We start from the raw sequence: 23077 nt of genomic DNA, 5'->3' as shown, positions 1-23077 counted from the left end.
GTGACCGATACATCTCTTCTCCGTCTTGCCACCAAAAGTCGGTTGTCGCGAAGTCAGTCTGGCAAGAAACGTTGGCGGATTGCGCCACTGACAACGCTTGCCGCTACGCTCGCAGGCGTGCTGATACTGGGTGCCGTTTTTGCGCCACTCGTCGCACCACATACCCCCTTCGATCCTTCAACCCTTGATCTGATGGATGGCCTGACGCCGCCATTGCAGGCGAGCGCTTTCACGGGCAACAGCTTTTTGATGGGCACAGATCACCAGGGACGTGATATATTTTCGTCCATTCTTTATGGAAGCCGCATTTCGCTGCTCGTCGCATTTTCAGCGACCTTTGTATCCTTATTGATTGGTGTGAGTGCCGGACTTATCAGTGGATATAGAGGTGGTATCACCGATGCAGTCATTATGCGTATTGCCGATGCTCAACTCACATTTCCAACCATCCTAATTGCGCTTTTGATTTTTGGTTTTGCGCAACGGCTGATCCCGCCAGCGCAGCAGGAGACGGCAGCGGTGTGGCTTCTGATCTTTGCAATAGGTCTTTCAAACTGGCTGCAATTTGCACGCACCGTCCCGCGCAGTGCTGGTAGAGCGGCGTAAGGATTACGTTTCGGCAGCGCAACTGATCGGTGTTCGGCCCGTTCGATTGTTGATTACGCATATTCTGCCCAATCTGCTCGGGCCTGTCATGGTAATCGCAACAATCGGCCTTGCACTTGCGGTGTTGGAAGAAGCGACACTTTCCTATCTTGGGGTTGGTGTCCCGCCCACACGACCGTCACTTGGCACTTTGATCCGCAATGGCCAGCAATTTTTGTTTTCCGGCGAGTGGTGGATTCTGGTCTTTCCCGCATTAACCCTCGTACTGCTTGCGCTTGCAATCAATTTGCTTGGCGACAGGTTGCGTGATCGCCTTAACCCGAAATTGCGCGAGAAATCCCGGTGACAGACAGTTATTCGAGCAATCAGCCTCCGGTTCTTTCTGTGCGAAATTTGGACGTAGATTTTCCCACAGACGGCGGCGTCTTTCATGCGGTCGACCAAGTGTCTTTTGATATTGCCGCAGGCGAAGTTCTTGGCATGATAGGGGAATCCGGTGCGGGAAAATCCATGACCGGTTCTGCGATTACGCGGCTTATCGAGCCGCCGGGCCGGATCGTGAGCGGTGAAATTCGCCTCAAAGGCGAACGCATCGATACATTATCAGACAAGGCACTGGCGTCATTGCGTGGACGCAGGATTGGTACTGTTTTTCAGGACCCTTTGGTTAGCCTCAATCCGCTTTATACGATTGGCCAGCAATTGGTGGAAACCATACGCAGGCACCTGCCCCTGACGCAGTGGTTGCGCGTAAACGCGCTGCTGAGCTGTTGACCGAAGTTGGTATCCACGATGCCGAGCAACGCCTTGGTGCTTATCCGCATCAGTTTTCTGGTGGTATGCGCCAGCGCGTTGTGATTGCGCTGGCAATCGCGGCAGACCCTGAATTGTTGATTGCCGATGAACCCACTTCAGCACTTGATGTTTCAGTTCAGGCGCAGATTATCGCGCTTCTCAAAAGGCTTTGTATAGAGCGTGGCCTGGCAGTTTTGCTTATCACGCATGATATGGGCGTCATTGCGGAAATCGCTGATCAGGTGGTGGTACTCAACCATGGGCAGGTCGTTGAGACGGGGCCGGTGCGCGACGTTATTCAGGCGCCACGTGAAAATTATACACGAAAGCTCATTGCTGCCACACCTTCCATTCACCAGAAAAGCAGCAGGAGCAATCTGGCTGACAAGCGACCGGATATTTTGAGCGTGAATAATCTCAAGCATGATTTCAGCACGTCGGGTGGTCGCTTTTCTTTCCTCAGAAAAGCGAAAAAATCTGGCACGATCCGCGCGGTCGATGACGTCTCCTTGAATATCCGCGAAGGCGAAACCTATGCGCTTGTCGGTGAATCTGGCTCTGGAAAATCGACGATAGCACGCATTATTGCGGGCCTTTTATCCGCTCAGGACGGCCAAATCCGGATTGATGGCACGACGAAAAGGTCAACTCATGGCGCCGTGCAGATGGTGTTTCAGGACCCCTATGCCAGCCTTAATCCACGCTGGCGTATCGGTGATATCATAGCGGAGCCGATCCGCCGTCTAAACCTTGAGAAAGACAATCAGGCAATTCAAAACCGGGTTCATGACCTCTTGAAAAGGTGCGATTGAGCCGGGTTCCACGCGCCGTTATCCGCACGAGTTTTCGGGCGGACAGCGGCAGCGCATTGCTATTGCCCGCGCGCTTGCCAGCCGTCCGCGTTTTATCATCTGCGACGAACCAACGTCGGCACTTGATGTTTCCGTTCAAGCACAAGTCCTTGACCTGATGGCACAATTACAAGCCGAATTTGGGCTGACCTATCTGCTGATCAGCCATAATCTGGCGGTTGTTCGGCAAATGGCTGACCGTGTTGGCGTATTGCGTCAGGGCATTTTGGTCGAGCAAGGTGCAGTAGAGGAAGTTTTCCAGAATCCCAGCCACTCCTACACAAAGATGCTGATCAACGCAGTCCCAGATATCGATCTCGCATTGGCGAGAAGAGGGTTTTAAAGCACCTTCGGCAAAAGTGCGTAGCGGTTTTGCGCAGGATTATGCGTAATGACAAAGATAGATGGCTTGTTACTGACTCGTTCGGAGATGTCGCAAACGTATATTGCATGTCAGCTTTGCCGCATGAGATAAGCAAATTCTTCAAAAGTTCTCAGGATTATCATTATGGCAACTGTAAAGCTCTGGACTGATAACGACGCTGAAAAGTCACCACGAGTAAAAGCTGTGTTCGATGACATAAAAGCCGTGCGAAGGTCAGATTTCATCAATAATTTCTGGCGAGGGCTTGCGAATGATCCTCTTACTCTGGAACGCACATGGCAAAGTCTGAAGGAGGTCATGGTCGCTCCGTCTGCATTGGACCCGCTCACCAAAGAGCTGATTTACATCGCTGTTTCGGTGGCGAGCGGCTGCAACTATTGCATTCACTCGCATACAGCAGCTGCGAGAGCAAAAGGGATGACCGATGCTCAATATGGTGATCTTCTGGCCGTTATCGGTATGGCATCAGAAACGAACCGTATCGTTACTGCGTTGTCCATACCTGTTGATCCGGAGTTTGAAGTAATAAGCTAAATGTTGTGATTATGGTGCCGGTCTGGCGCCATAGTTCTCTCCGAGATCAAGACTTATTTTCCGGATTGAAATGTCCGGCGAAAAATTGTTCTTCTTTAGATAGCAACATAGAAAAAGCTGCCTGCAATGTAACGCGTGGACTGTCTATTGATGATCCAGAAAGCGTTTCACATTCCGCGATTATTCCGGCCTCCTTGGTCGCCTGTTTCCGGCCTGAAACGATCGTTTCGGCGTGTGAAAGGTTACCTGGTTTGTCGCGGTCCCTTGGCTCAATCAAATCGGTCAGTCAGAAAGAATTGTCCTGATCCTGGCTGCAGTTTTATTTGCTGGCTTTGCCCTGACACTTGACGGGTTCAGGGCGACCGGCAATCTTATTGCAATTGTTCGCAGCGTGTCCGTACTGGGCATTCTGGCAATTGGGATGGGACTGGTGGTTATTGGGCGCGGTATCGATTTGTCGGTGGTTGCAGTTATGGTGATCGCAACCGCTTTGCAGCTCGAACTGCTACATCATGGCTGGAACCTTCTGTCGGCAAGCTCCATTGTTTTCCTGATTGTGGTAGCAATCGGTTCGGTTAACGGGTTTCTGGTTGCATATGCCAGCGTGCCGGCATTGTTTGCGACGCTTGCCACAAGCGCCTTTGTCTTCGGCTTCGTACGTTCGCAGATACTGACACAGGATGTTGTATCCGTTCCACAAGATGCTGTGGCTCTGCTGTCTTTGGGGCAGGCGCGGTTGGTTGGATTGCCGCTTGACGTGCTGCTGTTTGTGGGATGCTTGTTATAGGCTGGCTTTTTGCGCTACACCAAGCCAGGTCGCTTTACCTTATGGGTGACAATTATCAGGCAGCGCGGACAATGGGTATCGCCGTTCGGCCGCTTACACTCCTCCAGTATATCGTCAGTGCATTGCTGGCATGGATTGCTGGTGTAGCAACGGCTGTCAGCCTGCAAAGCATGAACACCCGCATCGTCAATTCAACGCTACTTTATGATGTGGTGCTGGTTGTGGTCATCGGCGGCATTGGTCTTTCCGGCGGCAAGGGTGGAATGCGCAATGTGCTGGTCGGGGCGCTTCTGATAGGCATTCTGCTCAATGGAATGACAATCCTCGATCTCCCCAACATCTACCAGAACCTGATCAAAGCAACGATCTTGCTCGCCGCAATTATTCTCGATGGACGCCTCAATCCACGCGACGAGCAGACGAGCCAGCAAGGTGACATTTAACATTTAAAGTATCTGGGCGACATGCTGCCCATATCGGAGAAGGATAGAAAATGAAGTTCTGGAAACGCGGATTACTGACCGCATTGTCTGCAAGTGTCGTGCTTGCATTTGGTGCGCTGACCGCCCCCGCGCAGGACGCAGGCAATGCGGGGCCTGCAACTTACGAAAATGCGTTGAAGGGCAAGCGAGTGGTGCTTGTACCAATGACGATGGGCTTTGACCTGGCACAGGGCTGGAACCATTTCATCGGCGAAGAAGTCAAGGCTTTGGCGGCATCTGGGAAACGCGTGATCCGAACTGGAGCGTGGATGCAGGTGCACAGGCGATCACCGATCTGATTTCTTCGGCCAACAAACCAGACGTACTGATTGTGCAGTCGCCTGACATCAATTCCTATAGCCGTCTTTACAAGCGCGCGCAGGATGCCGGAATTTTTGTCATTCAGCTCGACAATCCATCGAATTTTGCGTCTGATGTTTTTGCCGGTTCTGATTGGAAGCGATTGGGCGAACTGGAAACGGAAGCCGTCATCAAAGGTTGCGGACCTAATTCCAGCAAGAAAATCGGCGTGATACAGGGCGATCAAGTCAATGCATCGAGCCTCGATCAATGGGCTGGTGTCCAGGCTGTTCTGGAAAAGAATCCTGAATTCAAGATTGTTGGCCAGCCTGACTCCAACTGGGATCCGACCACTGCTCGCAATGCAGCTACCACCCTTCTTCAGCAGAATCCTGATGTGTGCGGTATCATCGATTTCTGGGATGCAACGGCTCAGGGAACAGCTGCGGCTATCCGCGATGCGGGACTTAAAGATAAAGTCTTTCTGGTGACGACCGGCGGCGGCGAAGAAATCGACTGCAAGCTGATCGAGGACGGTACATTTGGCGCAATCGTAACGAGTGAACTGGTTCGCCAGTCGCACGATGTTGTCACCGCTATAAAACTATTGCTGCAGGGCAATGAAAAGCCGGGCGACAAAGCACGTTATCTCTACACGCTTGAACGCGCGCGCACCAAAGCGGATCTGACCCCAGGCGTTTGCTGGAGCCAGAAGGCGATCGAAGCCGCGAAGATTTAAAGCCAAAACTATGGAAAGCGCGGCTCTATGAGGCGTCGCGTTTTCCAGTTTTACCAATATGCCTCTGCCCATTGGCGGGGACTAAAAGACAGCTGTTGCCTTGCGGAAAGCCGGATAAATCGAATGAAACTGAGAGAAGCGCTTGCGCGATTTCGATATAATAAAATTCCGGATCATCTTGCGGGAGAGATTCTGGTTAAAAACTGGGCCGACAATCTGGTTCCATTTGTCTTTCTCATTGCTGTCATTGCCATTTTCGGCTCACTCATTCCCGGCTTTTTCACCGCGGGCAGTTTGCTCGATACATCGCGTCAGCTTGGTGAATTTCTCATCGTCGTCATCGGTCTTACGGTGGTTATTATCGGTGGCGGAATTGATCTGTCTGTTGGTTCAATCTTTGCGCTCTCTGCCTTTGCGGCACTTTCCGTCATTTACATCGGCGAAGGTCCTGTCTGGATTTCTTTTATAGCAGCGGTCGGCATGGGCGCTCTTTTTGGCGCGTTCAACGGCTTCCTCATAGGCTATTTGCGCCTGCGCGCATTTTTGACGACGCTCGTCACACTCATCATTGGGCGCTCAATCTACGATATTTTGATCATCCACTACGGTAAGCAGATCCAGAGTTCGCAGGCCTATTCTGATAGCTTTGACTGGATCGGCATTGGAACGCTTTGGGGCATTCCTGTGAGCGCTTTGATCGCGCTTCTGTTCACTCTGATTGCGCATAGTTATTACGCGCTCGCGTATTGGTTGGCATATAAGCGCTGTCGGCGGAGCCCGTCGCTCAGCTTTCAATATCGGTATTCCCGTGCGACGCACAGTGTTTCTGACCTATGTTGTTTGTGGAGTAGCCTGTGGCGTTGCCGGTTATTTCTTTGCGGCGCGTCTTTCGGGTGTAGGGCCGGGCTCAGGGCTTGGTCTGGAATTACTGGCATTGACAGCAGCAGTAGTTGGCGGCAACAGCCTTGGCGGCGGGCGCGGTTCAATTGCAAAGGCCTTATGGGGCCGTCGCAGTTCTGATCATCAACAATGGCCTGATCCGCATGGGAGCGGGCACCGGCACCAATCAGATGATCCTCGGACTTCTGTTGGCGTTTGCTATCGTATTCGATGTGCGTTGGCTGAAAAATCGGCACAAGGTTGTTTCCGAAGTTTATGTCGCGCCAGTGCATCACAAGATGCAAACGGCTTTGTCAGCAGTTCCCGGTGCGGACTCGCCTTACGCGCTTAACAATTCATTGGCGGATGCTGAAGCCATCGGTATTGGTGAAGTTGAGGGCCCTGAAGACGTTATCCTTGATCGCGACGATAATCTCTATGCCGGTACGAGACATGGCGAAATCGTGCGCTATTTTGCACCGGACTACAAACGCTCGGAAATATTTGCACATATCGGTGGTTTCCCGCTCGGCCTTGCAATTGACCGCGATGGTTCGATTAAATCCTGTGTTGGCGCAATGGGCCTATACTCAGTAGCGAACGATGGTGAAGTTAGTGTATTGTCGACGGAAACACGCCGGTCGCTTTTTTCTGTCATTGACGACGCGCGACTGCGCGATCCTAACGATTGCGACATCGATCATCAGGGCAGGGTGTGGTTTACAGACTCAACAACACGTTATGACGCGCATGACTGGGCACTGGATTCGATTGAAAGCCGCCCTACCGGGCGTTTGTTGGTTTACGATCCAAAGACAGGCAAAACGCGCACTGTTCTCAAAAACCTGCGCTATGCTAACGGTGTTTGCATCGCACATGACGGTCAGTCATTGCTGCTGGCGGAATCTTGGGCTTGCACAGTTCATCGCTATTGGATTGAAGGACCAAAGGCAGGCACGCTTGAAACGGTTATTCGAGATATGCCGGGCTATCCCGATAATATCAATCGTGCATCGGACGGTACTTACTGGATGGCCTGGCTTGGTATGCGCACGCCGAGTTTTGATCTCGCATTGCGCAATCCCGGCATGCGGAAGCGTATGACGCGACGCTTGCCGCAAGATGAATGGCTGTTTCCCAACATCAATACCGGCGGCGTGGTCAAGTTTGACGACAATGGCGAGATAGTTGCGACCTTGGGTGATCTCGGTGGTGCCAGCCATCCTATGGTGACATCCATGCGTGAGCACAAAGGCTATCTTTATATCGGCGGTATTCTCAATAATCGCATCGGCCGCATCAAAATCGACGGCGCAGATCCGAACTGGACGGGTTGGAGTTCCTATTGGGGAGATGTGAAATGAGTTTCATTGACCGTCTTCTTGACCCGTTTCGTGGCAAAGCAATCACCATTCCGCCCTATGATGGTGCATTCAAACCGAATAATGCTCTGGATGATGCGTCAGTCCAGTTTCAACATAATGCGCCGGATAATCTCGTGCTTTGGGCAGGAAAAGTGCTTTTTTCGTCCAACGCATCGATTTTCGCGATTGCGGGGGAGACTGCTAAAAAGGTTGCCGACTATGATGCGGATATTTCTGCTCTCGCGGTTCTTTCCGATGATGCACTACTTGTCGCCCTCGAAAATGGCACTCTTGTTGTTCGTGGAGGGACGCATGATGGCCGGACATTCGATCATTTAGGGTCTAATCGGCTGGTCTGCCCAACGGCTGTGTCGGTTCTCGACGCGACAACCGTTGTTGTTGCACAAGGTTCTAACCATCATGCGCCGTCCGACTGGGTGGAGGATCTGATGGGGAAACGCGCCACTGGCTCTGTCTGGAAGCTTGATATCACCACAGGAGAAGCAACACTTCTGGCGGACAAGCTTGCGTGGCCATCAGGTGTTCATGCCGCCACTGATGGAACCGTCCATGTCAGTGAAGCTTTTGCCCATCGTATTGTTCGTGTTGATCCAAAGAACCAACGAGCCAATGTGAAGCCGGTTTTGACCAGAATTCCCGGCTATCCGGGCAAATTGTCGACGTCTGCCAATGGTGGCTTCTGGTTATCGGTTTTTTGCGCCCCGTAACCGTTTGATCGAATTTGTGTTGCAGGAAGACGCATTCCGCCACGATATGCTCAAAATGGTCGAGCGAGAGCACTGGATTGCCCCTGTTCTATCGTCTGGCACGAGTTTTTCTCGAGCCGCTTCAATGTGGTTCTGTGCGGACAATGGGTGTGCATAAGCCCTGGGCACCATCACGCTCCTATGGGTTGGCTGTTCGCCTCGACAACCGGTTCCAGCCGCTTGAAAGCTTCCATAGCCGTTCCGATGGCAAGCGCCACGGACTGACTTCGATACTGGAGACAGGTCAGTCAGTTCTCGCGAGCGTAAAGGGTGCGGATCTTATTCTGGATCTTGGTAAAGGCGATAAACTATGACGATCCTGCTGGAGACCAAGGCAATCACAAAATCCTATCATGGCAATATCGCTGTTGATGCGGTTGATTTTGACCTGTGTGCAGGCGAGGTTCATGCGCTTCTGGGTGAAAACGGAGCGGGCAAGTCGACCTTAAGTAAATTGCTTGCTGGGGTTGTGGAGCCCACATCCGGCGCGTTGATTTTGATGGTAAGGAAATACGGTTCACACGTCCTGCAGATGCCTTGCAGCATGGCATCGCTATGGTATTTCAGGAAACAAGTCTCGTCCCTCGATGACAGTTGCGCAAAACCTTTATCTTGGTGATGAGAAAGCGTTCAATCGCTTGCGCGGCATCACGATCGCTGCCCAGCAGTTCCTGCAATCGCTGAATTTTACAGTCGATCCTACGGCGAATGTTTCGACGCTTGGCGCTGCCAAACGCCAGATGGTGGAGATAGCGCGTGCCGTTCGGCTTAATGCCAAAATCATTATATTTGACGAACCAACCGCCACTTTGACACCTGAAGAACGAAAGCACTTCTTCTCGCTCGTTATGCGTCTCAAGGCGCGCGGGTGACGGTGGTATTTATCAGTCATGCGCTCGAAGAGGCGCTACAGATTTCTGACCGCATCACCATCATGCGAGATGGACAGAAAGTTATTACGGACATAACGGCCAATTTCGATCAGGGAAAAATCGTTCAGGCCATGATCGGGCGTGTGGCTGCGCAGAATATATCGACCCGCGAGAGAGTGCGACCGGCGGGCTTGAAAATCCTGTCTGTTGAGGATGTTTCGATGGGCGCGATGGTTCGAAACACTTCGTTTTCCATTTTTGAAGGGCAGACGACAGGTATCTTTGGACTGGTTGGCTCGGGTCGCACCGAGACTGCCAAGATCATTGCCGGCATTTACAAGCGTAATTTTCTGCGCGGTGGTTCAATTGCATATCAGGGCAAACCAGTACGTTATACGACGCCGCACGAGGCTGTGCGCGATGGCATTGTCTATGTCACAGAAGACCGCAAGCTGGAAGGCTTCTTTGAGACGATGTCTGTCGCCGAAAACCTCTATTCGGGGTTGCTTGCAGCCGGGCTTGAGCGATTGCCCTTCGTCAGTTTTTCCGAAATGAAAGCACTGTCAGAGACATGGAGCAACAAGCTCGCGATCCGCAGCATTGATGCTCAGGCGCGGGTTATAGAGCTTTCAGGCGGTAATCAGCAGAAGGTCGTGATCGGTAAAGCGCTCGTGCAGAAGCCGAGATTGATCATCTTCGACGAGCCCACACGTGGTGTCGATGTTGGAGCTGTTACCGAAATTCATAACTTGATTGAGGAACTCGCAGGTCAGGGACTCGCAGTCGTGGTTATATCGTCTTATCTACCTGAGATCCTCGCGCTTTCTGACCGTATACTCGTTTGCCGCCAGGGTCGTGTGGTGGAAGAGTTTTCCCCACTCAATGTGTCTCAGGAAGAGATTATGTATGCGGCAGTGCACTGACAATCTTTCGGGCAGTACGTTGTCTTTTATCCGCTTTTAAATGAGTTTCGCCGCGAGATTAAGATCTCGCGGCGAAATTTCAGTGTCCAGCGATTTTGGTGCCGGATGTTCTGTGGCCTGCGGGAAATCCCCGCGACCGGGCACGCCAGGCCAAAATCAAGCCCATTACCAGCAATAGAACGACAGCCCAAGAGAATGAGGAAACACCATAAGTATTCAGGAGTATGCCGCCGACAATCCCGCCTCCTGCGACAGCACTATTCCAGGCTACGACATTCATTGACAGTGCGACATCTGCACCGTCTCCCGCTGTATCTGCCAACGCCGTCTGTAACAGGGTTGCGGCTCCGCCAAATGTCAGCCCCCAGATCGCGACGCCTGTGAACACAAGAGTTGGTGATGCAGGTAATAATGCGAATGCCAGTGCTATCATCGTGAATACCAGAAGACTGGCTAGTACCGTCTTGCGCAAGGCTCGGTCTACGAGTTTCCCAGTAACCCCTATGCCAGCAAGAGCTGTGATACCAAAAACGAGCAATACAAGATCGACGCGGTTGCTCAGTCCGGCTGGGGCAACAAACGGTGCGATATAAGTATAGAGGATATTGTGGGCAAGCATCCACATGATCACGACGGCCAGAACGGACAGTACCCCCGGTGTCCTTAAGACCTTTGTCAGTGGGATGCGTCCGCTTCTTTTGATCCCAGGATAGTCCGGAACCTTAGCAATAACCCAAAAGACAAGTACGATGGTCAATGCTGACATGATCCAGAATGCAGCACGCCATCCAACGGCTGTCCCAAGCCAGGTTCCAATCGGCACACCTAGGGATAAAGCTATGGGAGTGCCGACCATGGCGATAGCCATTGCTTTTCCTTGCTGATCCGGAGAAACCATGCGTCGTGCATATCCGGCCAGAAGGCTCCAGGCCAGCCCTGCGGCTACGCCTGCGAAGAACCGTGAAGTCAGTGTAAGCCAATAATTGTTCGAAACAGCCGTAACCATGTTGAAGACCAGAAAGCCTGCAAGCGTGAGAAGCAAGACATTGCGGCGTCTCCAGCTGCTTGTTGCGATGGTAAGTGGAATAGCTGCGAGCAGCGATCCGACTGCATAAGCAGTTACAGTTTGTCCGGCCAGAGCTTGAGAAACGCCCAATCCATTTCCGATCTGCGGCAACAGGCCGGCTGGGAGTGTTTCTGTGACGATGCAGATAAAGCCCGACATTGCGAGAGCGAGCAGGGCAGCTATTGGTAATCGCGCCTCTCTTTCGGTCGGAAAGTTTGCGGTCGTTACGGTCATCAGGAGTCCTTCAATATATGGAACGATCATTCCATATATTGCAAGATTTGACCCTTGGCAATGAATTATGGATCGACTACTATATATTTATATGAGGAGATTACGATGGCACGTACCGGACGCCCGCGAGAATTCGACAGAGAGAAGGCCCTTGACGCCGCGCTGACACTGTTTTGGGAGCAAGGATTTGAGCCGACATCGCTCAATCAGCTGAAAGCGTCGATGGGGAATATATCTCCGGCGAGCTTTTATGCGGCCTTTGGATCGAAGAGAGCTTATTTCGGGAAGTGGTCGAACGCTACCAATCCACTTACGGGCAAGTTACATTAAGTCTCTTCGATCTCTCATTGGCTCCGCGGGACGCAATAGAGATGGCGTTAAGAAAATCCGCGCAGATGCAAAGCGACGAGACTCATCCTCTCGGCTGTCTGATTATTTTAGGAGCGAGCAATTGCGCGCCTGATAATCGCCACGTGGATGAGATTCTTGCAACAGATCGTCAACGCAATCGCCACGGGATAGAGCAATGTATCAGGCGTGGTATTGCACAAGGAGAGCTTTCGAGCGGACTGATGTGTCAGCTTTGGCCGGAGTGCTTCACACATTTCTAATGGGTATAGCACTGGAAGCGAAAGACGGCACGAAGCGCGATCAACTGGATCGCGCTGTCACTATGCTGTTGACGATATGGGATACGAATCGTTTATCTTAGCTATTTTGTCGTGCTGTTCAGACCAGATAGGCCGTCCACAGTTTCGGGAAAATCGCTATTCCAGTTTCAGGCATGCCTCATTGAGCCGCGCCTGAAACCAAGTGTCGTCCTTTTGCTCATCGCCCATCAGTTCGTTTGGCGAAACGCAGGATAATGAAACCAGCACTACCTGCGATAAGCGAACCGATCAGAATTCCTATTTTTGCTTCGTCCTGCAGCAGCGCGTCGTTGAAAGCGAGAAGTGAGATAAACAGGCTCATTGTGAAGCCAATGCCGCATAAGAGAGTGGTGCCCAGCATTTGGGACCAGCTTGCGCCAGCTGGCAGACCCACAATACCCGTTTTGACCAGTAGCAAAACTGCGCCGAAAATCCCCAGGAGTTTACCAAGCGCCAATCCGGCAGCCACACCTAAGGTGACTGGGGCAAATATTGCGTCCAGACCCAATCCAGAGAAACTCACACCGGCATTCGCAAAGCCGAATATCGGTACAATGAAGAATGCAACAGGCTTGATCAGGCTATGTTCAAGCAGATGCAAGGGACTTTCGGAAATGCTGGCTTCTGGCTTTGCTGGCGTGCGTGTGATCGGAATGGTCAATGCAAGCAAAACACCTGCAATTGTTGCATGAACGCCGGAGCGATAGGTGAAGAACCAGAGTAAAATACCGACTAAGAGATAGGGTGTCAGGCGCTTTACGCCTGCAAGATTGAAAGCCAGAAGAACCGCGAAAACACCTCCAGCCAAAGCCAGATCGATTACTGAAACGCCAGACGTATAGAAAATCCCAATGATGATCACAGCGCCAAGATCGTCAATGATCGCGAGAGCGGCAAGAAAAACCTTCAGAGATGTTGGAACCCGGGAGCCGAGCAACGAAATGACACCAAGGGCAAATGCAATATCAGTTGCAGCTGGAATTGCCCAGCCGTGGGAAGCGCCGTTGTTAAGATTGAACGCAAGGTAGACCATTGCGGGAACGGCCATGCCCGCAGCAGCTGCTGCCCCGGGCAGGATGCGCCGCGGCCAGGAAGAAAGATGGCCATCAACCATCTCGCGCTTTATCTCAAGACCAACCATCAAAAAGAAAATGGCCATAAGAGCATCGTTTACCCAATGCTGAATGGAAAGAGGTCCCAGATAGACATGCAGTGTACGGAAATAGGTCTCCGCAAGCGGAGAATTTGCGACGAGCAATGCAGCAATCGCTGATGCTATCAGCAACAAACCACCTGAAGATTCACTGTCGAGAAAATTGCGAATAGTACTTTGAATGCGACCAGCCATGGCAGCTCCTGACAGAAACGGTTAAACACAGTCTCCGTATTCAGGGCAGTCCCTGGGCGCACGCAGCACACGCCTTGCGTTAAGGTAGCAATTAACGCTGAGATTTCAAGCGCTGCTTGTCGATAATGCTCATAGTCGATTTGGTGCTGGCCTCGTTCTCCTATTGAACCACACCAATCTTTAGCTTGACGGAAGAGTTGGTGTCGTAAGAAAAGAAGACAAATGTGTATCCGAGCGCTGCAACAGCGATGCAGAGTCTGAAACAGTATGCGACATGAGAGAGATGAAGCAGTTATGAGCCACGAGCTCCATGATCCCGGCGGTAAGGTTCGCCTCAAGGTTAAATCGGAAATCAGGGGCGATGCTCTATTTTCGGAATGTGGCCGCTATCGGCGGCTACTCACACGCGACTGGGACGGGGCAGAGAAGGCTGGTTATGTTCTATGGATCGGTATGAATCCGAGCACCGCTGCATTCAATGTTGATGATCCCACTGTTTTTAAAGAGCAGAAATTCACACGCCGTTGGGGTTATGGTCGGTACGTGAAATGCAATGTTATGGATTACCGTGCAACCAATCCGAAGATGTTGCTGGAACAAGGTGTTATTCCTAATACGCAGGAAAATCTGCAAACAATTGTCGAACAGGCTTTGGGCGCTGAAATTGTTGTGATGGCATATGGTTCACTTCACAAGAAACTGGCACACCACGGACAGGCTGTGACCGATGCTTTGCGGGCAGCAAAAGTTAAGCTGCACGCCCTAAAAATTACAAACAACGGTTCGCCCGGACATCCCTTATATCTCAAGGACACGAGCGAACTGATCCCCTATTAGTTTTCGCGGACCAATCTAACTGCCAATCACTGGCAGTGAGTTTAAAGCGCATCCCGAAAAGTGTGAAACGGTTTTCGGGTAAGATGCGCGTTCAATCAAAGGTTTAGAGCGCCGATCTGATTCAATCAGATCGAAACGCGCTCTAATAGCTGTTCTGAAATAAGCATCAGACGATGGAAAGACAAAACACGTGACGAACAAGCTTCTTCGTAACCAGGCAGGATTTGCTACTCGGGCCATTCACGTTGGACAGGAGCCTGATCCACTGACTGGTGCTGTTATCCCTCCGATTTACCATGCCACAACCTATGTGCAGGACGGCATCGGTGCCAGCAAAGGCTATGATTATAGCCGAAGTGGCAACCCGACGCGCAATGCATTGGAGCGTTGCCTTGCCGATCTTGAAGGTGCGGAAGTAGCTTTCGCGTTCCCGAGTGGCCTTGCAGCGGCCGCGACTTTGCTAGAGGCGCTTCCGGCGGGCTCGTCAATATTAGCCCATAATGATCTTTACGGTGGTGTCTACCGACTACTTGCCGATGTTCGACCGCTGACTGCGGGCCATAAGGTCCGTTTTGTTGATTTTTCTGACGAAAATGCGCTAAGCTTAGCTGTTCTGGACCATAAGCCAAGTTTGCTCTGGTTTGAGACGCCTTCCAATCCCACTCTTCGAATTGTTGACCTGTCTCTGGTTGCAAAGCTTGGTGCTGAAGCCGGTGCGATCACCGTGTGTGACAGCACCTTCTCATCGCCTGCAGGGCAGCGTCCGATAGAACATGGTATCCATGTTGTCGTCCACTCGGCCACCAAAATGTTAAACGGACATTCAGACCTTCTTGGTGGTGTTGTCGCAGTTTCCGCCCATGCTCCAGCTAAGCTCGGCGAAAGGATCAAGTATCTGCAAAATGCGCTGGGGTCAGTGATGTCGCCGACAGATTGCGCGCTGTTGCACCGCTCTCTGAAGACGCTTGAGATCCGGAGCATCCGGCAGTCAGAAACGGCACTCAAGCTGGCCAATAGTCTTGAAAGCAAAGCCCACGAGCTTGGGTTGAGCAGAGTTGTTTATCCGGGGCTGACAAGCCACCCCCAACACGCAATGGCTGCGCGACAAATGCTTAATTTCGGCTGCGTCGTTTCTGTTGAGGTTAAGGGTGATCTTGCGCGGGTCGAGCGTATCCTGACATCGACGCGTTACTTCCATTTTGCTGTCAGTTTGGGCAGCGTAGAGAGCCTCATTCAACACCCGTTCTCCCTCACGCATGCCGTTGTACCCGAAGATCAGAAGAATGATCTTGGAATTGGTCCTCAACTGATCCGCATTTCCGTTGGTCTTGAAGATCCGGAGGATTTGGAGGCTGATCTGGTGCAGGCACTGATCAATAGCTGATAGTTCGCGCTATTATACTTGGGGCTGTTTTTCCGTTTACCAGCGTTTTGTGTTGTATCCGGTGCTGTAGCGGAAGGCGGGTCATCAAAGCCGCAATTGGAAGCGCCGGGTTCGATCCTCTTGGAAAAACCTAGTGTCGTCAAACAACAAAGAGAGCAGCGCCGCCGGTTAAGCCAGCGCCTGCGGCGGTCATCAATAATTGCTCGTGTGGCTCAAATGGCTTTTGTTGATGCTGGACAGAAAGCGACAACGGGATGGTTGCTGCTGATGAGTTGCCATAGGTGGCGATTGTGCGGACCATTTTATTCTCCTCAAGTCCCAGATTGTGACGCACCGCATCGCAAAGACGGATATTGGCCTGATGGGGGATGAAATGGTCAATAGCAGAAGCTGTTATACCTGCTTCGTCCAGCACTTGGCGTGAGGTGTCTGTCATCAGATCGACGGCACGTGTGAAAACCTCGCGCCCGTCACGCATTGTCATCAGAGAATGATCTGTAGGGTCTCCGGCGAAAGGGTTTGTTGCTGCCGCCTGCTGCAATGGTGATGAGGCCATAACCACTGCCGTCTGATGCCATTGCTGCTGCTTTAAGGCCACTTTGTCCGTCTTTGCATGGGGCCAACACAACTGCGCCTGCAGCGTCTGCGAATAAAACTGCAGTCGCTCGTTCCAACGGATTAATCCTGCGACTGAGAATATTCGCGGCCACGATAAGCACCGCTTTGCCTTGCGTTCGTACAAAGCCATCAGCAAGTGTCAACGCATAGAGAAAGCCGGAGCAGGCACCGGCAAGATCGATGGCACCGGAATGATTCAGCCCAAGCTTATTCGCAAGCAGCGGTGCTGACGGGGGCAAAAGATGATCCGGCGTTGAGGTTGCAAGCAAGGTCATAGCGATTTCATCCGGTGCAATTCCCGCTTTGTCGAGGGCCATTTTTCCGGCTGCGGCTGCAAGGTCGCTTAATGTGTCACCTTCCGTTGCCCAATGGCGCTTTTGAATCCCGGTACGCCTTTTTATCCAACCTTTTTCAAGGCCAAGCTGGTTTTCAATTTCCGCATTGTGAACGATACGCGAAGGTACGGCATGACCAAAGCCGGCAAGACGGGAAGAAATCTTGGGCATCAAACAACCTCAGTTGAAACCATTGATGTGACTTCATCAATCGCATCATAGGTGGCAGCAAGTTCTTCAGCACTGGTGCAATAGGGTGGCATCAGATAGATGACGTTACCCAGCGGGCGCAAAAGTATGGCTCGTTCGCGGAATAGCCAACGCAAGCGTGGTCCTATTTCGGCCATATAACCGCTGGAAGGCGACGCAAGATCGAGTGCCGCGATAGTACCGCATTGCCGGATACTGGTAAATCGTGCGTCATTCTCGAAACGCTGCAACTGACGCGCATGTTGTGCAGCAAGCTGAGCAATGCGCGCCCCAACCGGCTCACTGCGCCAGACTTCCAGATTGGCGACAGCGGCGGCGCAGGCAATTGCATTGGCAGTATAGGAACTGGAATGGAAAAAGGTTTTGCTGCGGTCTTGCGATAGATGCGCATCGAAAACCTCCGCAGTGCACAGCGTTGCCGCCAGTGGCAAGGAGCCTCCGGTCAGGCCTTTTTGAAGTGCAGAGAATATCGGGTGTAATGCCCACCTGATCACAAGCGAAGTGCGTACCGGTACGCCCCCATCCGGTCATCACCTCGTCAGCGATAAACAGACAACCGTAGCGACTGGCTATTTCCTTAAGTGCACAAAGTACCGCTTTGTCATAAAGTTTCATGCCGCCTGCGCCAAGCACCAGTGGCTCAATGAGAATGGCAGCGACTTTTCCCGAACGGCAAAAACTTTCAAACGCATCAAGGGTCTCCTGTTCTTTCTCCGCATCGGGGAAGGGAAGGCGATCCACGCCAAACAGAAGTGGTTCAAACGGAACGTTGAACACGCCGCGCTCTCCCGCAGACATGGTGCCGATGGTGTCACCATGATAGCCGTGCTCCATCACCACAATGCGATTACGCACGATGCCGCGATTGTAGAAGCTCCCCAACGCCATCTTGATCGCAACCTCGACAGCGGTTGATCCGCTGTCAGAAAGAAGACATGGCTCAGGCCGTGGGGCAAATTCGAGCAGGCCTCTGGCAAGGATTTCTGCAGGTTCGTGGGTGAACTCGGCAAAAATAATCTGATCTAAACTCTCAGTCGCCGCGCGGATTGCATCCATGATGATGGGATGACGATGGCCGTGCGTTGTCACCCACCATGACGAGATGGCGTCGAAGATACGAGTGCCGTCTTCATCGAACAGGTAAGCGCCATCGGTTGCGACGATGCGCTTCATCGGCGGTATAAGGGTATGTTGCGTAAACGGATGCCAGACAGGAGAGCGGGTCATGCGGTTGTCTCCATCAGGGGTGCCATATCGAAATTCTCATGGAAGGCTCGGCTGAGGCTTTCTTTGTCAGCTCGTCCAAAATGGGCAGGCGCCCGAGTATTCTCACCTGTCCAATCTTGGCAATAATTGTCTGCGTGTCGATATTTTCAGCGCCGATGAAGGCCACGCTATGAATAGGAATATTGCGGCTGCGCAGCGCTTCGATGGACATCAACGTATGATTGATCGTGCCAAGCGATGTACGGGCGCAGAGAATGACAGGAATGCGCCAGCGGGCGAAGACATCTGCAAAGACTGTTGTATCGGTTAGCGGTACCAGCAGGCCGCCCGCGCCTTCTATAATCAGTGGGCGGTTGCAGGCGGGTGGTTCAAGCCGGGTCGGATCGATTTCCACACCCTCAAGCCGAGCGGACAGGTGAGGCGAGGTGGGTGCTTTCAGGCGATAGGCTTCCGGCAATATGTGCGCGGTTGGCACGCCGCTTAGACGAGCAACGGTTTCGCTGTCCGTTTCTTCATCCAGTCCTGATTGTACAGGTTTCCAGTAATGGGCGTTGAATATGCCTGTGATGGCCGCAGAAAACACCGTTTTGCCGATGCCGGTATCAGTGCCGGATATAACATAACGGAGGGTCATGCCTTGTACTCTTTCATGGTTGCGGCTAGGCAATCCAGCATGTGAGAAATCTGCTGTTGATTGACATTGAGCGTAATGGAGAGACGCAGACGCGCTGTGCCTTCAGGCACAGTTGGCGGGCGGATGGCGCGGACATCAAAGCCGTGCTCCTGAAGAGCCTCGGCAATTTGCAAGGCTTGCGCATTGTTGCCGATGATGACCGGCTGGATATGCGATCCGCTTGGCGTAATACCGAACCGTTGTTTCAATGCCTGACCCGTAAAGGCGACCCGAGCATTGAGCGCTTCCCGCCGTTCAGGTTCATCATTGATGATACGTAGTGCTTCGCGAACACCTGCTGCCATAAGCGGCGACGGTGCAGTGGAATAGATGAAAGCCCGTGCACGATTAACGAGATAATCTGCCAATACTTTTGACATAACAAGCAATGCACCCGACACGCCAAGCGCCTTGCCGCAGGTATGCAAGACCAGCACGTTTTCTCGGTCTTCCAAGCCTGCTGCCAGTCCGCGACCACCAGTGCCGAAGACGCCGGTGGCATGCGCTTCATCGATCACCAGAAATCCGTCATGATGATCGGCAACTGCAGCGAGTTCGGTAAGCGGTGCCTGGTCTCCATCCATTGAGTAGAGGCTTTCCACGGCAATCCATGGGCGCCCTTTGCCGCCTTTGTTGCGCCAGTTGCGGATTGCTTCACCAAAGGCACTAGCATCATTGTGGGGGATGCTAATCGATGCGGCTTTGCTGGCCGCAATGCCGTCATGGGTGCTGGCATGAATAAGTGCGTCATACAGAATGAGATCGTCACGTCTTGGCAAAGTCGCGAAAAGCGCGAAGTTGGCCATATAACCGCTGCCGAAATAAAGAGCGCTTTCAGCACCAAAAAAAGCGGCTGCTTCCAGTTCGAGAGCTTCGTGTTCCAGATGGTTGCCGCGCAGCAGACGCGAACCTCCGGCTCCAGTCGGAACGCCTCTATCCATCGCTGCACGGATTGCTGCTTTCATGCGTGGCGCATTGGCAAGTGCGAGAAAATCATTTGACGTGAAATCTATGCCGCACGGCGGCGCCAGTCTGCGTAGTCGTGCTTTGCGTTTTAGGCCTTCAAGCGCTGTTGAATAGTTGGCGAGCATAGTCATCAACCGGCTGCCGGTTCCAATGGCATGGGAGAAATACCAAGACGATTAAATAGAGCAGTATCGTGGTCTTCGCCGGGATTATCGGCCGTTAGCAACGTGTCGCCGATGAAGATAGAATTCGCGCCAGCAAAAAAACACAGCGCCTGCATTTCGTCGCTCATTTCGGTGCGCCCGGCAGACAGGCGCACATGCGAGGTCGGCATCAAGATACGCGCCAATGCAATTGTGCGGATGAAGTCAATCGGATCGATAGCTTTGGCATTTGCCAATTTTGAGCCGGGAATGGGGATCAGCTGATTGATTGGTACACTTTCCGGCGGTACGGGCAGATTAGCGAGCGTCAGCAACATCGAGATGCGGTCGTCGATTGTTTCACCCATGCCCAAAATTCCACCGGCGCAAACCTTGATGCCTGCACGCACAGTTTCAAGCGTGTTCAGCCGGTCTTCAAACGTTCGGGTGGTGATGATCTCAGAATAGAAACGTTCGGACGTGTCGATGTTGTGATTGTAGTAATCGAGCCCGGCTTTGGCAAAGTCATGTGCTTGCTGATCTGTCAGCATGCCCAGTGTCATGCAGGTTTCCATGCCGAGCGCTTTCACGCCTTCAACCATGGCAACAAGTGTGTCCATGTCGCGGTCCTTCGGGCTACGCCATGCTGCGCCCATACAATAGCGCGTTGCGCCTGCATCCTTGGCCTTGCGGGCTTCTCCGAGTACCTTCTCAACTTCCATCAGTTTTGAGGCTTTTAGGCCGGTCGGGTAGCGAGGATTGGCTACAATAGCCGCAATCTTCCGCACACCCGCCGGTTTTTATCGATAAAAGGCGGCTCATCTGCACGGCATTGGGGTCGAAATACATGCGGTGAACGCTCTGAGCGCGGAACAACAGATCATTGAACGGTAAATTATAGATAATAATAGCTTGATTGATGGTGTAGGGAGGTAATTCTGATACGTTACGTTCGAGTTGTGGCGATTTTGATGTCTGAACTTGCACGAATAAGGTCCTCAAGAATCAAATTATAGATATAATTGATAATTATTGATAATACACAGAAATGCAACTGCCGCTTCTGCTTTTTGCGCGTGCTGCCGCGTGGAGGATGGCTGATCGACGCTATATTTGTTGGCCTTGCCAGCGTTTCGGTATTTAGAAATTGTTGAAACTCGATCTGCTGGACGCGGCAGTCTCTTGACAGAAAGCTTCACGTCGCAGAGTGTAACTGGACTAGTGGATGAACCAGTAGATCAGTGGAGTGTCGCTTGAACGTTGTTCACGATCTTTTACTCGATAAGAGTGCAGGGCTCGGGCGCAACCTTGAGCGGCGCACCATTCGCGATGTGATCGCAGACAAGATCAGCGCCCTTATTGCTTCTGGATTGCTGAGTATCGGTGATGAGCTCCCGGGGGAAAGAGAGCTGGCGACGGCACTTTCCGTCAGTCGTCAAACTGTTCGTGGTGCGATCCAGATTTTGGCAGCGCGTGGTATTCTTGAGGTCGCTCAAGGCGCAAGAACGCGTGTGGCAAGCATCGATCTGACCGGGCTTTCTATCGGTATAACATCTCGCCTCAATGTCGATCTTTACGATGTGCATGCGGTTCATGCAGCGCGCTTGCTTGTCGAGCAGCAGATTGTCGGCGATGCAGCTGAGCGCATCTCGGATGATGCGTTGGAATTGTTGCATCGGTCTCTTGATGCTCAGGCGAGTTGCATGGATGACCCAGTCCGCTTTCTGATCTGTGATCGGGAGTTTCATGTGGCGATCTATCGCGAATGCGGGAATCCGCTTCTCGCAGATATCGTGACAGATCTTTACACTTACATGATGGAGCATCGTCGTCGCGCCATGGCGCAGCCGGGTGCCGTCGATGGGAGCTTTGCTGATCATCAGGTTATCTTGAGCGCGTTGGAAAAGCGTGATCGGGTTGCAGCGATGGCAGCTTTTGCCGCGCATGAAGAACGAATTTATGTCTCCACGAAAAAGTCCTTGGCCGCCGAAACTCGGTAGCCATGAGCACGTATGTGCTGTCGCAAAGGCTGCAAATGAACTGCATGTAACCAAATGAAGAAGGGCAAAACTGTATGCATGTCTTGATTATCGGCGCGGCAGGAATGGTCGGACGCAAACTTGCGGAAGCCATCAGCCGTAATGGAGGTATTGCCGGAGCGGAAGTCAATGCTTTGACATTGGTGGACGTAATCTCGCCTTCTGCCCCAGACGGATATTCCGGCAAAGTTGAGACCTATGCCGCAGACATTTCTGATCCCGCAGTAGCAACCACTCTTGTTGCAGGTCGACCAGACGTTATATTTCATCTGGCAGCGATCGTATCCGGTGAAGCCGAGCTCGATTTCGACAAAGGCTATGCAATCAATCTTGATGGCACGAGATATCTGTTTGAAGCTATTCGCAAACAAAGGGACATCTCTCCGTATAAACCACGTGTGGTTTTCACATCGTCGATTGCTGTCTTTGGGGCACCCTTTCCAGAGAAAATTGATGATGAATTCTTTTTGACGCCGCGTACAAGCTATGGAACGCAGAAAGCAATAGGCGAGCTGCTGCTCGCGGATTATTCGCGCAAAGGCTTTTTTGGACGGCATCGGAATCCGGCTGCCGACGGTGTGTATTCGCCCAGGAAAGCCAAATAAAGCTGCGTCCGGCTTTTTCTCCAATATCCTGCGTGAACCCCTCATAGGCAAGGAAGCAATTCTGCCGGTGGATGAAACCGTCAGACATTGGCATGTCAGTCCTCGCCGTGCAGTGGGTTTTCTCCTGCATGCTGCAACGATTGATCTTGCGCGCCTCGGCCATCGCTGTGTTTTGAACATGCCAGGCCTCTCAGCCACAGTTGGTGAACAGATTGAAGCATTGCGAAGAGTTGCCGGCGACAAAGCCGTGGCGTTGATCCGTAAAGAACGCGATCCGCTTATTGCTGGGATCGTTGATGGCTGGGCGCAAGATTTTGATGCAAGTCGCGCGATCGAGTTGGGCTTTGTCGCGGATACATCGTTCGATGAAATCATCAAAATTCATATCGAAGATGAATTGAACCAAGGATGACATGACGTGACGCCGGATAAGACAGTAACTGTAATCGGACTTGGCT

18 protein-coding genes and 9 pseudogenes are annotated in these 23077 nt (G+C 52.2%); 20 read left to right on the top strand and 7 right to left on the bottom strand.

The window, feature by feature from the left end:
* From C9380_RS27805 to C9380_RS28605, 15 genes and pseudogenes are all read left to right on the top strand, one after another.
* Nucleotides 1-606 carry an ABC transporter permease gene (locus C9380_RS27805; RefSeq protein ID WP_252869837.1) on the top strand — a complete coding sequence of 202 codons (606 nt, stop codon included), beginning with the start codon at nt 1-3 and terminating at the stop codon, nt 604-606.
* A complete protein-coding gene (locus tag C9380_RS27800) occupies nt 566-952 on the top strand; it encodes an ABC transporter permease (RefSeq protein ID WP_252869836.1) in 387 nt (128 codons plus the stop codon). The genes C9380_RS27805 and C9380_RS27800 overlap by 41 nt, the downstream gene beginning before the upstream one ends.
* Nucleotides 949-1754: pseudogene (locus C9380_RS27795) on the top strand (ABC transporter ATP-binding protein); the annotation flags it as partial. The gene C9380_RS27800 and the pseudogene C9380_RS27795, both read left to right, overlap by 4 nt.
* Before the next feature lie 54 nt (nt 1755-1808).
* Nucleotides 1809-2213, top strand: coding sequence for an ATP-binding cassette domain-containing protein (locus tag C9380_RS27790; protein WP_252869848.1), 405 nt, complete (start codon nt 1809-1811; stop codon nt 2211-2213).
* A pseudogene (locus tag C9380_RS28620) lies at nt 2209-2319 on the top strand (ATP-binding cassette domain-containing protein); the annotation flags it as partial. The gene C9380_RS27790 and the pseudogene C9380_RS28620, both read left to right, overlap by 5 nt.
* A 51-nt stretch (nt 2320-2370) precedes the next feature.
* A complete protein-coding gene (locus C9380_RS23330) occupies nt 2371-2595 on the top strand; it encodes an ABC transporter ATP-binding protein (protein WP_128094821.1) in 225 nt (74 codons plus the stop codon).
* Between the two features lie 165 nt (nt 2596-2760).
* On the top strand, nt 2761-3171 hold the full coding sequence (locus C9380_RS23325) for a carboxymuconolactone decarboxylase family protein (RefSeq protein ID WP_128094500.1): 411 nt from the start codon (nt 2761-2763) through the stop codon (nt 3169-3171).
* Between the two features lie 391 nt (nt 3172-3562).
* Nucleotides 3563-3958 carry a hypothetical protein gene (locus tag C9380_RS28615; RefSeq protein ID WP_353954652.1) on the top strand — a complete coding sequence of 132 codons (396 nt, stop codon included), beginning with the start codon at nt 3563-3565 and terminating at the stop codon, nt 3956-3958.
* A 41-nt stretch (nt 3959-3999) separates the two neighbouring features.
* The gene (locus tag C9380_RS28610; protein WP_353954651.1) at nt 4000-4401 is read left to right on the top strand and encodes an ABC transporter permease subunit; all 402 of its coding nucleotides are present in this window, start codon (nt 4000-4002) and stop codon (nt 4399-4401) included.
* A gap of 50 nt (nt 4402-4451) precedes the next feature.
* Entirely contained in the window at nt 4452-4739 is a 288-nt protein-coding gene (locus tag C9380_RS27785) for a hypothetical protein (protein WP_252869835.1), read from the top strand.
* Nucleotides 4706-5479, top strand: a complete 774-nt coding sequence (locus C9380_RS23315; protein WP_252869834.1) for a sugar ABC transporter substrate-binding protein — start codon at nt 4706-4708, stop codon at nt 5477-5479. Before C9380_RS27785 ends, C9380_RS23315 begins: the two co-directional genes overlap by 34 nt.
* 123 nt (nt 5480-5602) lie before the next feature.
* A pseudogene (locus tag C9380_RS23310) lies at nt 5603-7722 on the top strand (ABC transporter permease).
* Nucleotides 7719-8450 (top strand): hypothetical protein, encoded by a 732-nt coding sequence (locus C9380_RS23305; protein WP_128094820.1) that lies wholly within the window; start codon nt 7719-7721, stop codon nt 8448-8450. Before C9380_RS23310 ends, C9380_RS23305 begins: the two are co-directional and overlap by 4 nt.
* Nucleotides 8451-8599: 149 nt before the next feature.
* The gene (locus tag C9380_RS23300) at nt 8600-8803 is read left to right on the top strand and encodes a hypothetical protein (protein WP_128094819.1); all 204 of its coding nucleotides are present in this window, start codon (nt 8600-8602) and stop codon (nt 8801-8803) included.
* Nucleotides 8800-10284, top strand: a pseudogene (locus C9380_RS28605) (sugar ABC transporter ATP-binding protein). Before C9380_RS23300 ends, C9380_RS28605 begins: the two are co-directional and overlap by 4 nt.
* 79 nt (nt 10285-10363) lie before the next feature.
* Here the strand turns inward: C9380_RS28605 and C9380_RS23290 are convergent.
* A complete protein-coding gene (locus C9380_RS23290) occupies nt 10364-11584 on the bottom strand; it encodes an MFS transporter (RefSeq protein WP_210249779.1) in 1221 nt (406 codons plus the stop codon).
* A 105-nt stretch (nt 11585-11689) separates the two neighbouring features.
* Here C9380_RS23290 and C9380_RS27145 point away from each other — a divergent pair, with 105 nt between their 5' ends.
* Entirely contained in the window at nt 11690-11914 is a 225-nt protein-coding gene (locus C9380_RS27145) for a TetR/AcrR family transcriptional regulator (RefSeq protein ID WP_217284105.1), read from the top strand.
* A 498-nt stretch (nt 11915-12412) separates the two neighbouring features.
* Here C9380_RS27145 and nhaA read toward each other — a convergent pair whose 3' ends face one another.
* On the bottom strand, nt 12413-13582 hold the full coding sequence (nhaA, locus tag C9380_RS23280; protein WP_024896722.1) for a Na+/H+ antiporter NhaA: 1170 nt from the start codon (nt 13580-13582) through the stop codon (nt 12413-12415).
* Nucleotides 13583-13876: 294 nt separating this feature from the next.
* Between nhaA and C9380_RS23275 the strand changes: the two genes are divergently transcribed.
* Both C9380_RS23275 and C9380_RS23270 read left to right on the top strand, forming a co-directional pair.
* A complete protein-coding gene (locus tag C9380_RS23275; protein ID WP_128094818.1) occupies nt 13877-14419 on the top strand; it encodes a DUF1643 domain-containing protein in 543 nt (180 codons plus the stop codon).
* A 190-nt stretch (nt 14420-14609) separates the two neighbouring features.
* Entirely contained in the window at nt 14610-15803 is a 1194-nt protein-coding gene (locus C9380_RS23270) for a trans-sulfuration enzyme family protein (protein WP_128094493.1), read from the top strand.
* A gap of 139 nt (nt 15804-15942) precedes the next feature.
* On the opposite strand, the pseudogene C9380_RS23265 reads toward C9380_RS23270, so the two are convergent.
* From C9380_RS23265 to bioB, 5 genes and pseudogenes are all read right to left on the bottom strand, one after another.
* A pseudogene (locus C9380_RS23265) lies at nt 15943-16927 on the bottom strand (beta-ketoacyl-ACP synthase III).
* A pseudogene (locus tag C9380_RS23260) lies at nt 16927-18193 on the bottom strand (adenosylmethionine--8-amino-7-oxononanoate transaminase). Before C9380_RS23260 ends, C9380_RS23265 begins: the two co-directional pseudogenes overlap by 1 nt.
* Nucleotides 18190-18827: pseudogene (gene bioD / locus C9380_RS23255) on the bottom strand (dethiobiotin synthase). The pseudogenes C9380_RS23260 and bioD overlap by 4 nt, the downstream one beginning before the upstream one ends.
* Entirely contained in the window at nt 18824-19963 is a 1140-nt protein-coding gene (locus C9380_RS23250) for an 8-amino-7-oxononanoate synthase (RefSeq protein ID WP_128094490.1), read from the bottom strand. Before C9380_RS23250 ends, bioD begins: the two are co-directional and overlap by 4 nt.
* A pseudogene (bioB, locus tag C9380_RS23245) lies at nt 19963-20896 on the bottom strand (biotin synthase BioB). Before bioB ends, C9380_RS23250 begins: the two are co-directional and overlap by 1 nt.
* A gap of 332 nt (nt 20897-21228) precedes the next feature.
* Here bioB and C9380_RS23240 point away from each other — a divergent pair.
* Nucleotides 21229-21975 carry a FadR/GntR family transcriptional regulator gene (locus C9380_RS23240; protein WP_105535143.1) on the top strand — a complete coding sequence of 249 codons (747 nt, stop codon included), beginning with the start codon at nt 21229-21231 and terminating at the stop codon, nt 21973-21975.
* Between the two features lie 74 nt (nt 21976-22049).
* A pseudogene (gene denD, locus C9380_RS23235) lies at nt 22050-23031 on the top strand (D-erythronate dehydrogenase).
* Nucleotides 23032-23077 lie beyond the last annotated feature (46 nt).

This window comes from Brucella pituitosa (assembly GCF_003049685.1).
Taxonomy (GTDB): Bacteria; Pseudomonadota; Alphaproteobacteria; order Rhizobiales; family Rhizobiaceae; genus Brucella; species Brucella pituitosa.
The sequence above is the reverse complement of the archived record's forward strand: the minus strand, read 5'-3'. Positions and strand labels throughout refer to the sequence as shown.

Bases quoted from the DNA above. Each gene is read 5' to 3' on its own strand.
- C9380_RS23290 (WP_210249779.1), bottom strand. From the start codon at position 11,584: ATGACCGTAACGACCGCAAACTTTCCGACCGAAAGAGAGGCGCGATTA.
- C9380_RS23325 (WP_128094500.1), top strand. From the start codon at position 2,761: ATGGCAACTGTAAAGCTCTGGACTGATAACGACGCTGAAAAGTCACCA.
- C9380_RS27145 (WP_217284105.1), top strand. From the start codon at position 11,690: ATGGCACGTACCGGACGCCCGCGAGAATTCGACAGAGAGAAGGCCCTT.
- C9380_RS23305 (WP_128094820.1), top strand. From the start codon at position 7,719: ATGAGTTTCATTGACCGTCTTCTTGACCCGTTTCGTGGCAAAGCAATC.
- C9380_RS23250 (WP_128094490.1), bottom strand. From the start codon at position 19,963: ATGACTATGCTCGCCAACTATTCAACAGCGCTTGAAGGCCTAAAACGC.
- C9380_RS23275 (WP_128094818.1), top strand. From the start codon at position 13,877: ATGAGCCACGAGCTCCATGATCCCGGCGGTAAGGTTCGCCTCAAGGTT.
- nhaA (WP_024896722.1), bottom strand. From the start codon at position 13,582: ATGGCTGGTCGCATTCAAAGTACTATTCGCAATTTTCTCGACAGTGAA.
- C9380_RS28610 (WP_353954651.1), top strand. From the start codon at position 4,000: ATGGGTGACAATTATCAGGCAGCGCGGACAATGGGTATCGCCGTTCGG.
- C9380_RS27785 (WP_252869835.1), top strand. From the start codon at position 4,452: ATGAAGTTCTGGAAACGCGGATTACTGACCGCATTGTCTGCAAGTGTC.
- C9380_RS23330 (WP_128094821.1), top strand. From the start codon at position 2,371: ATGGCACAATTACAAGCCGAATTTGGGCTGACCTATCTGCTGATCAGC.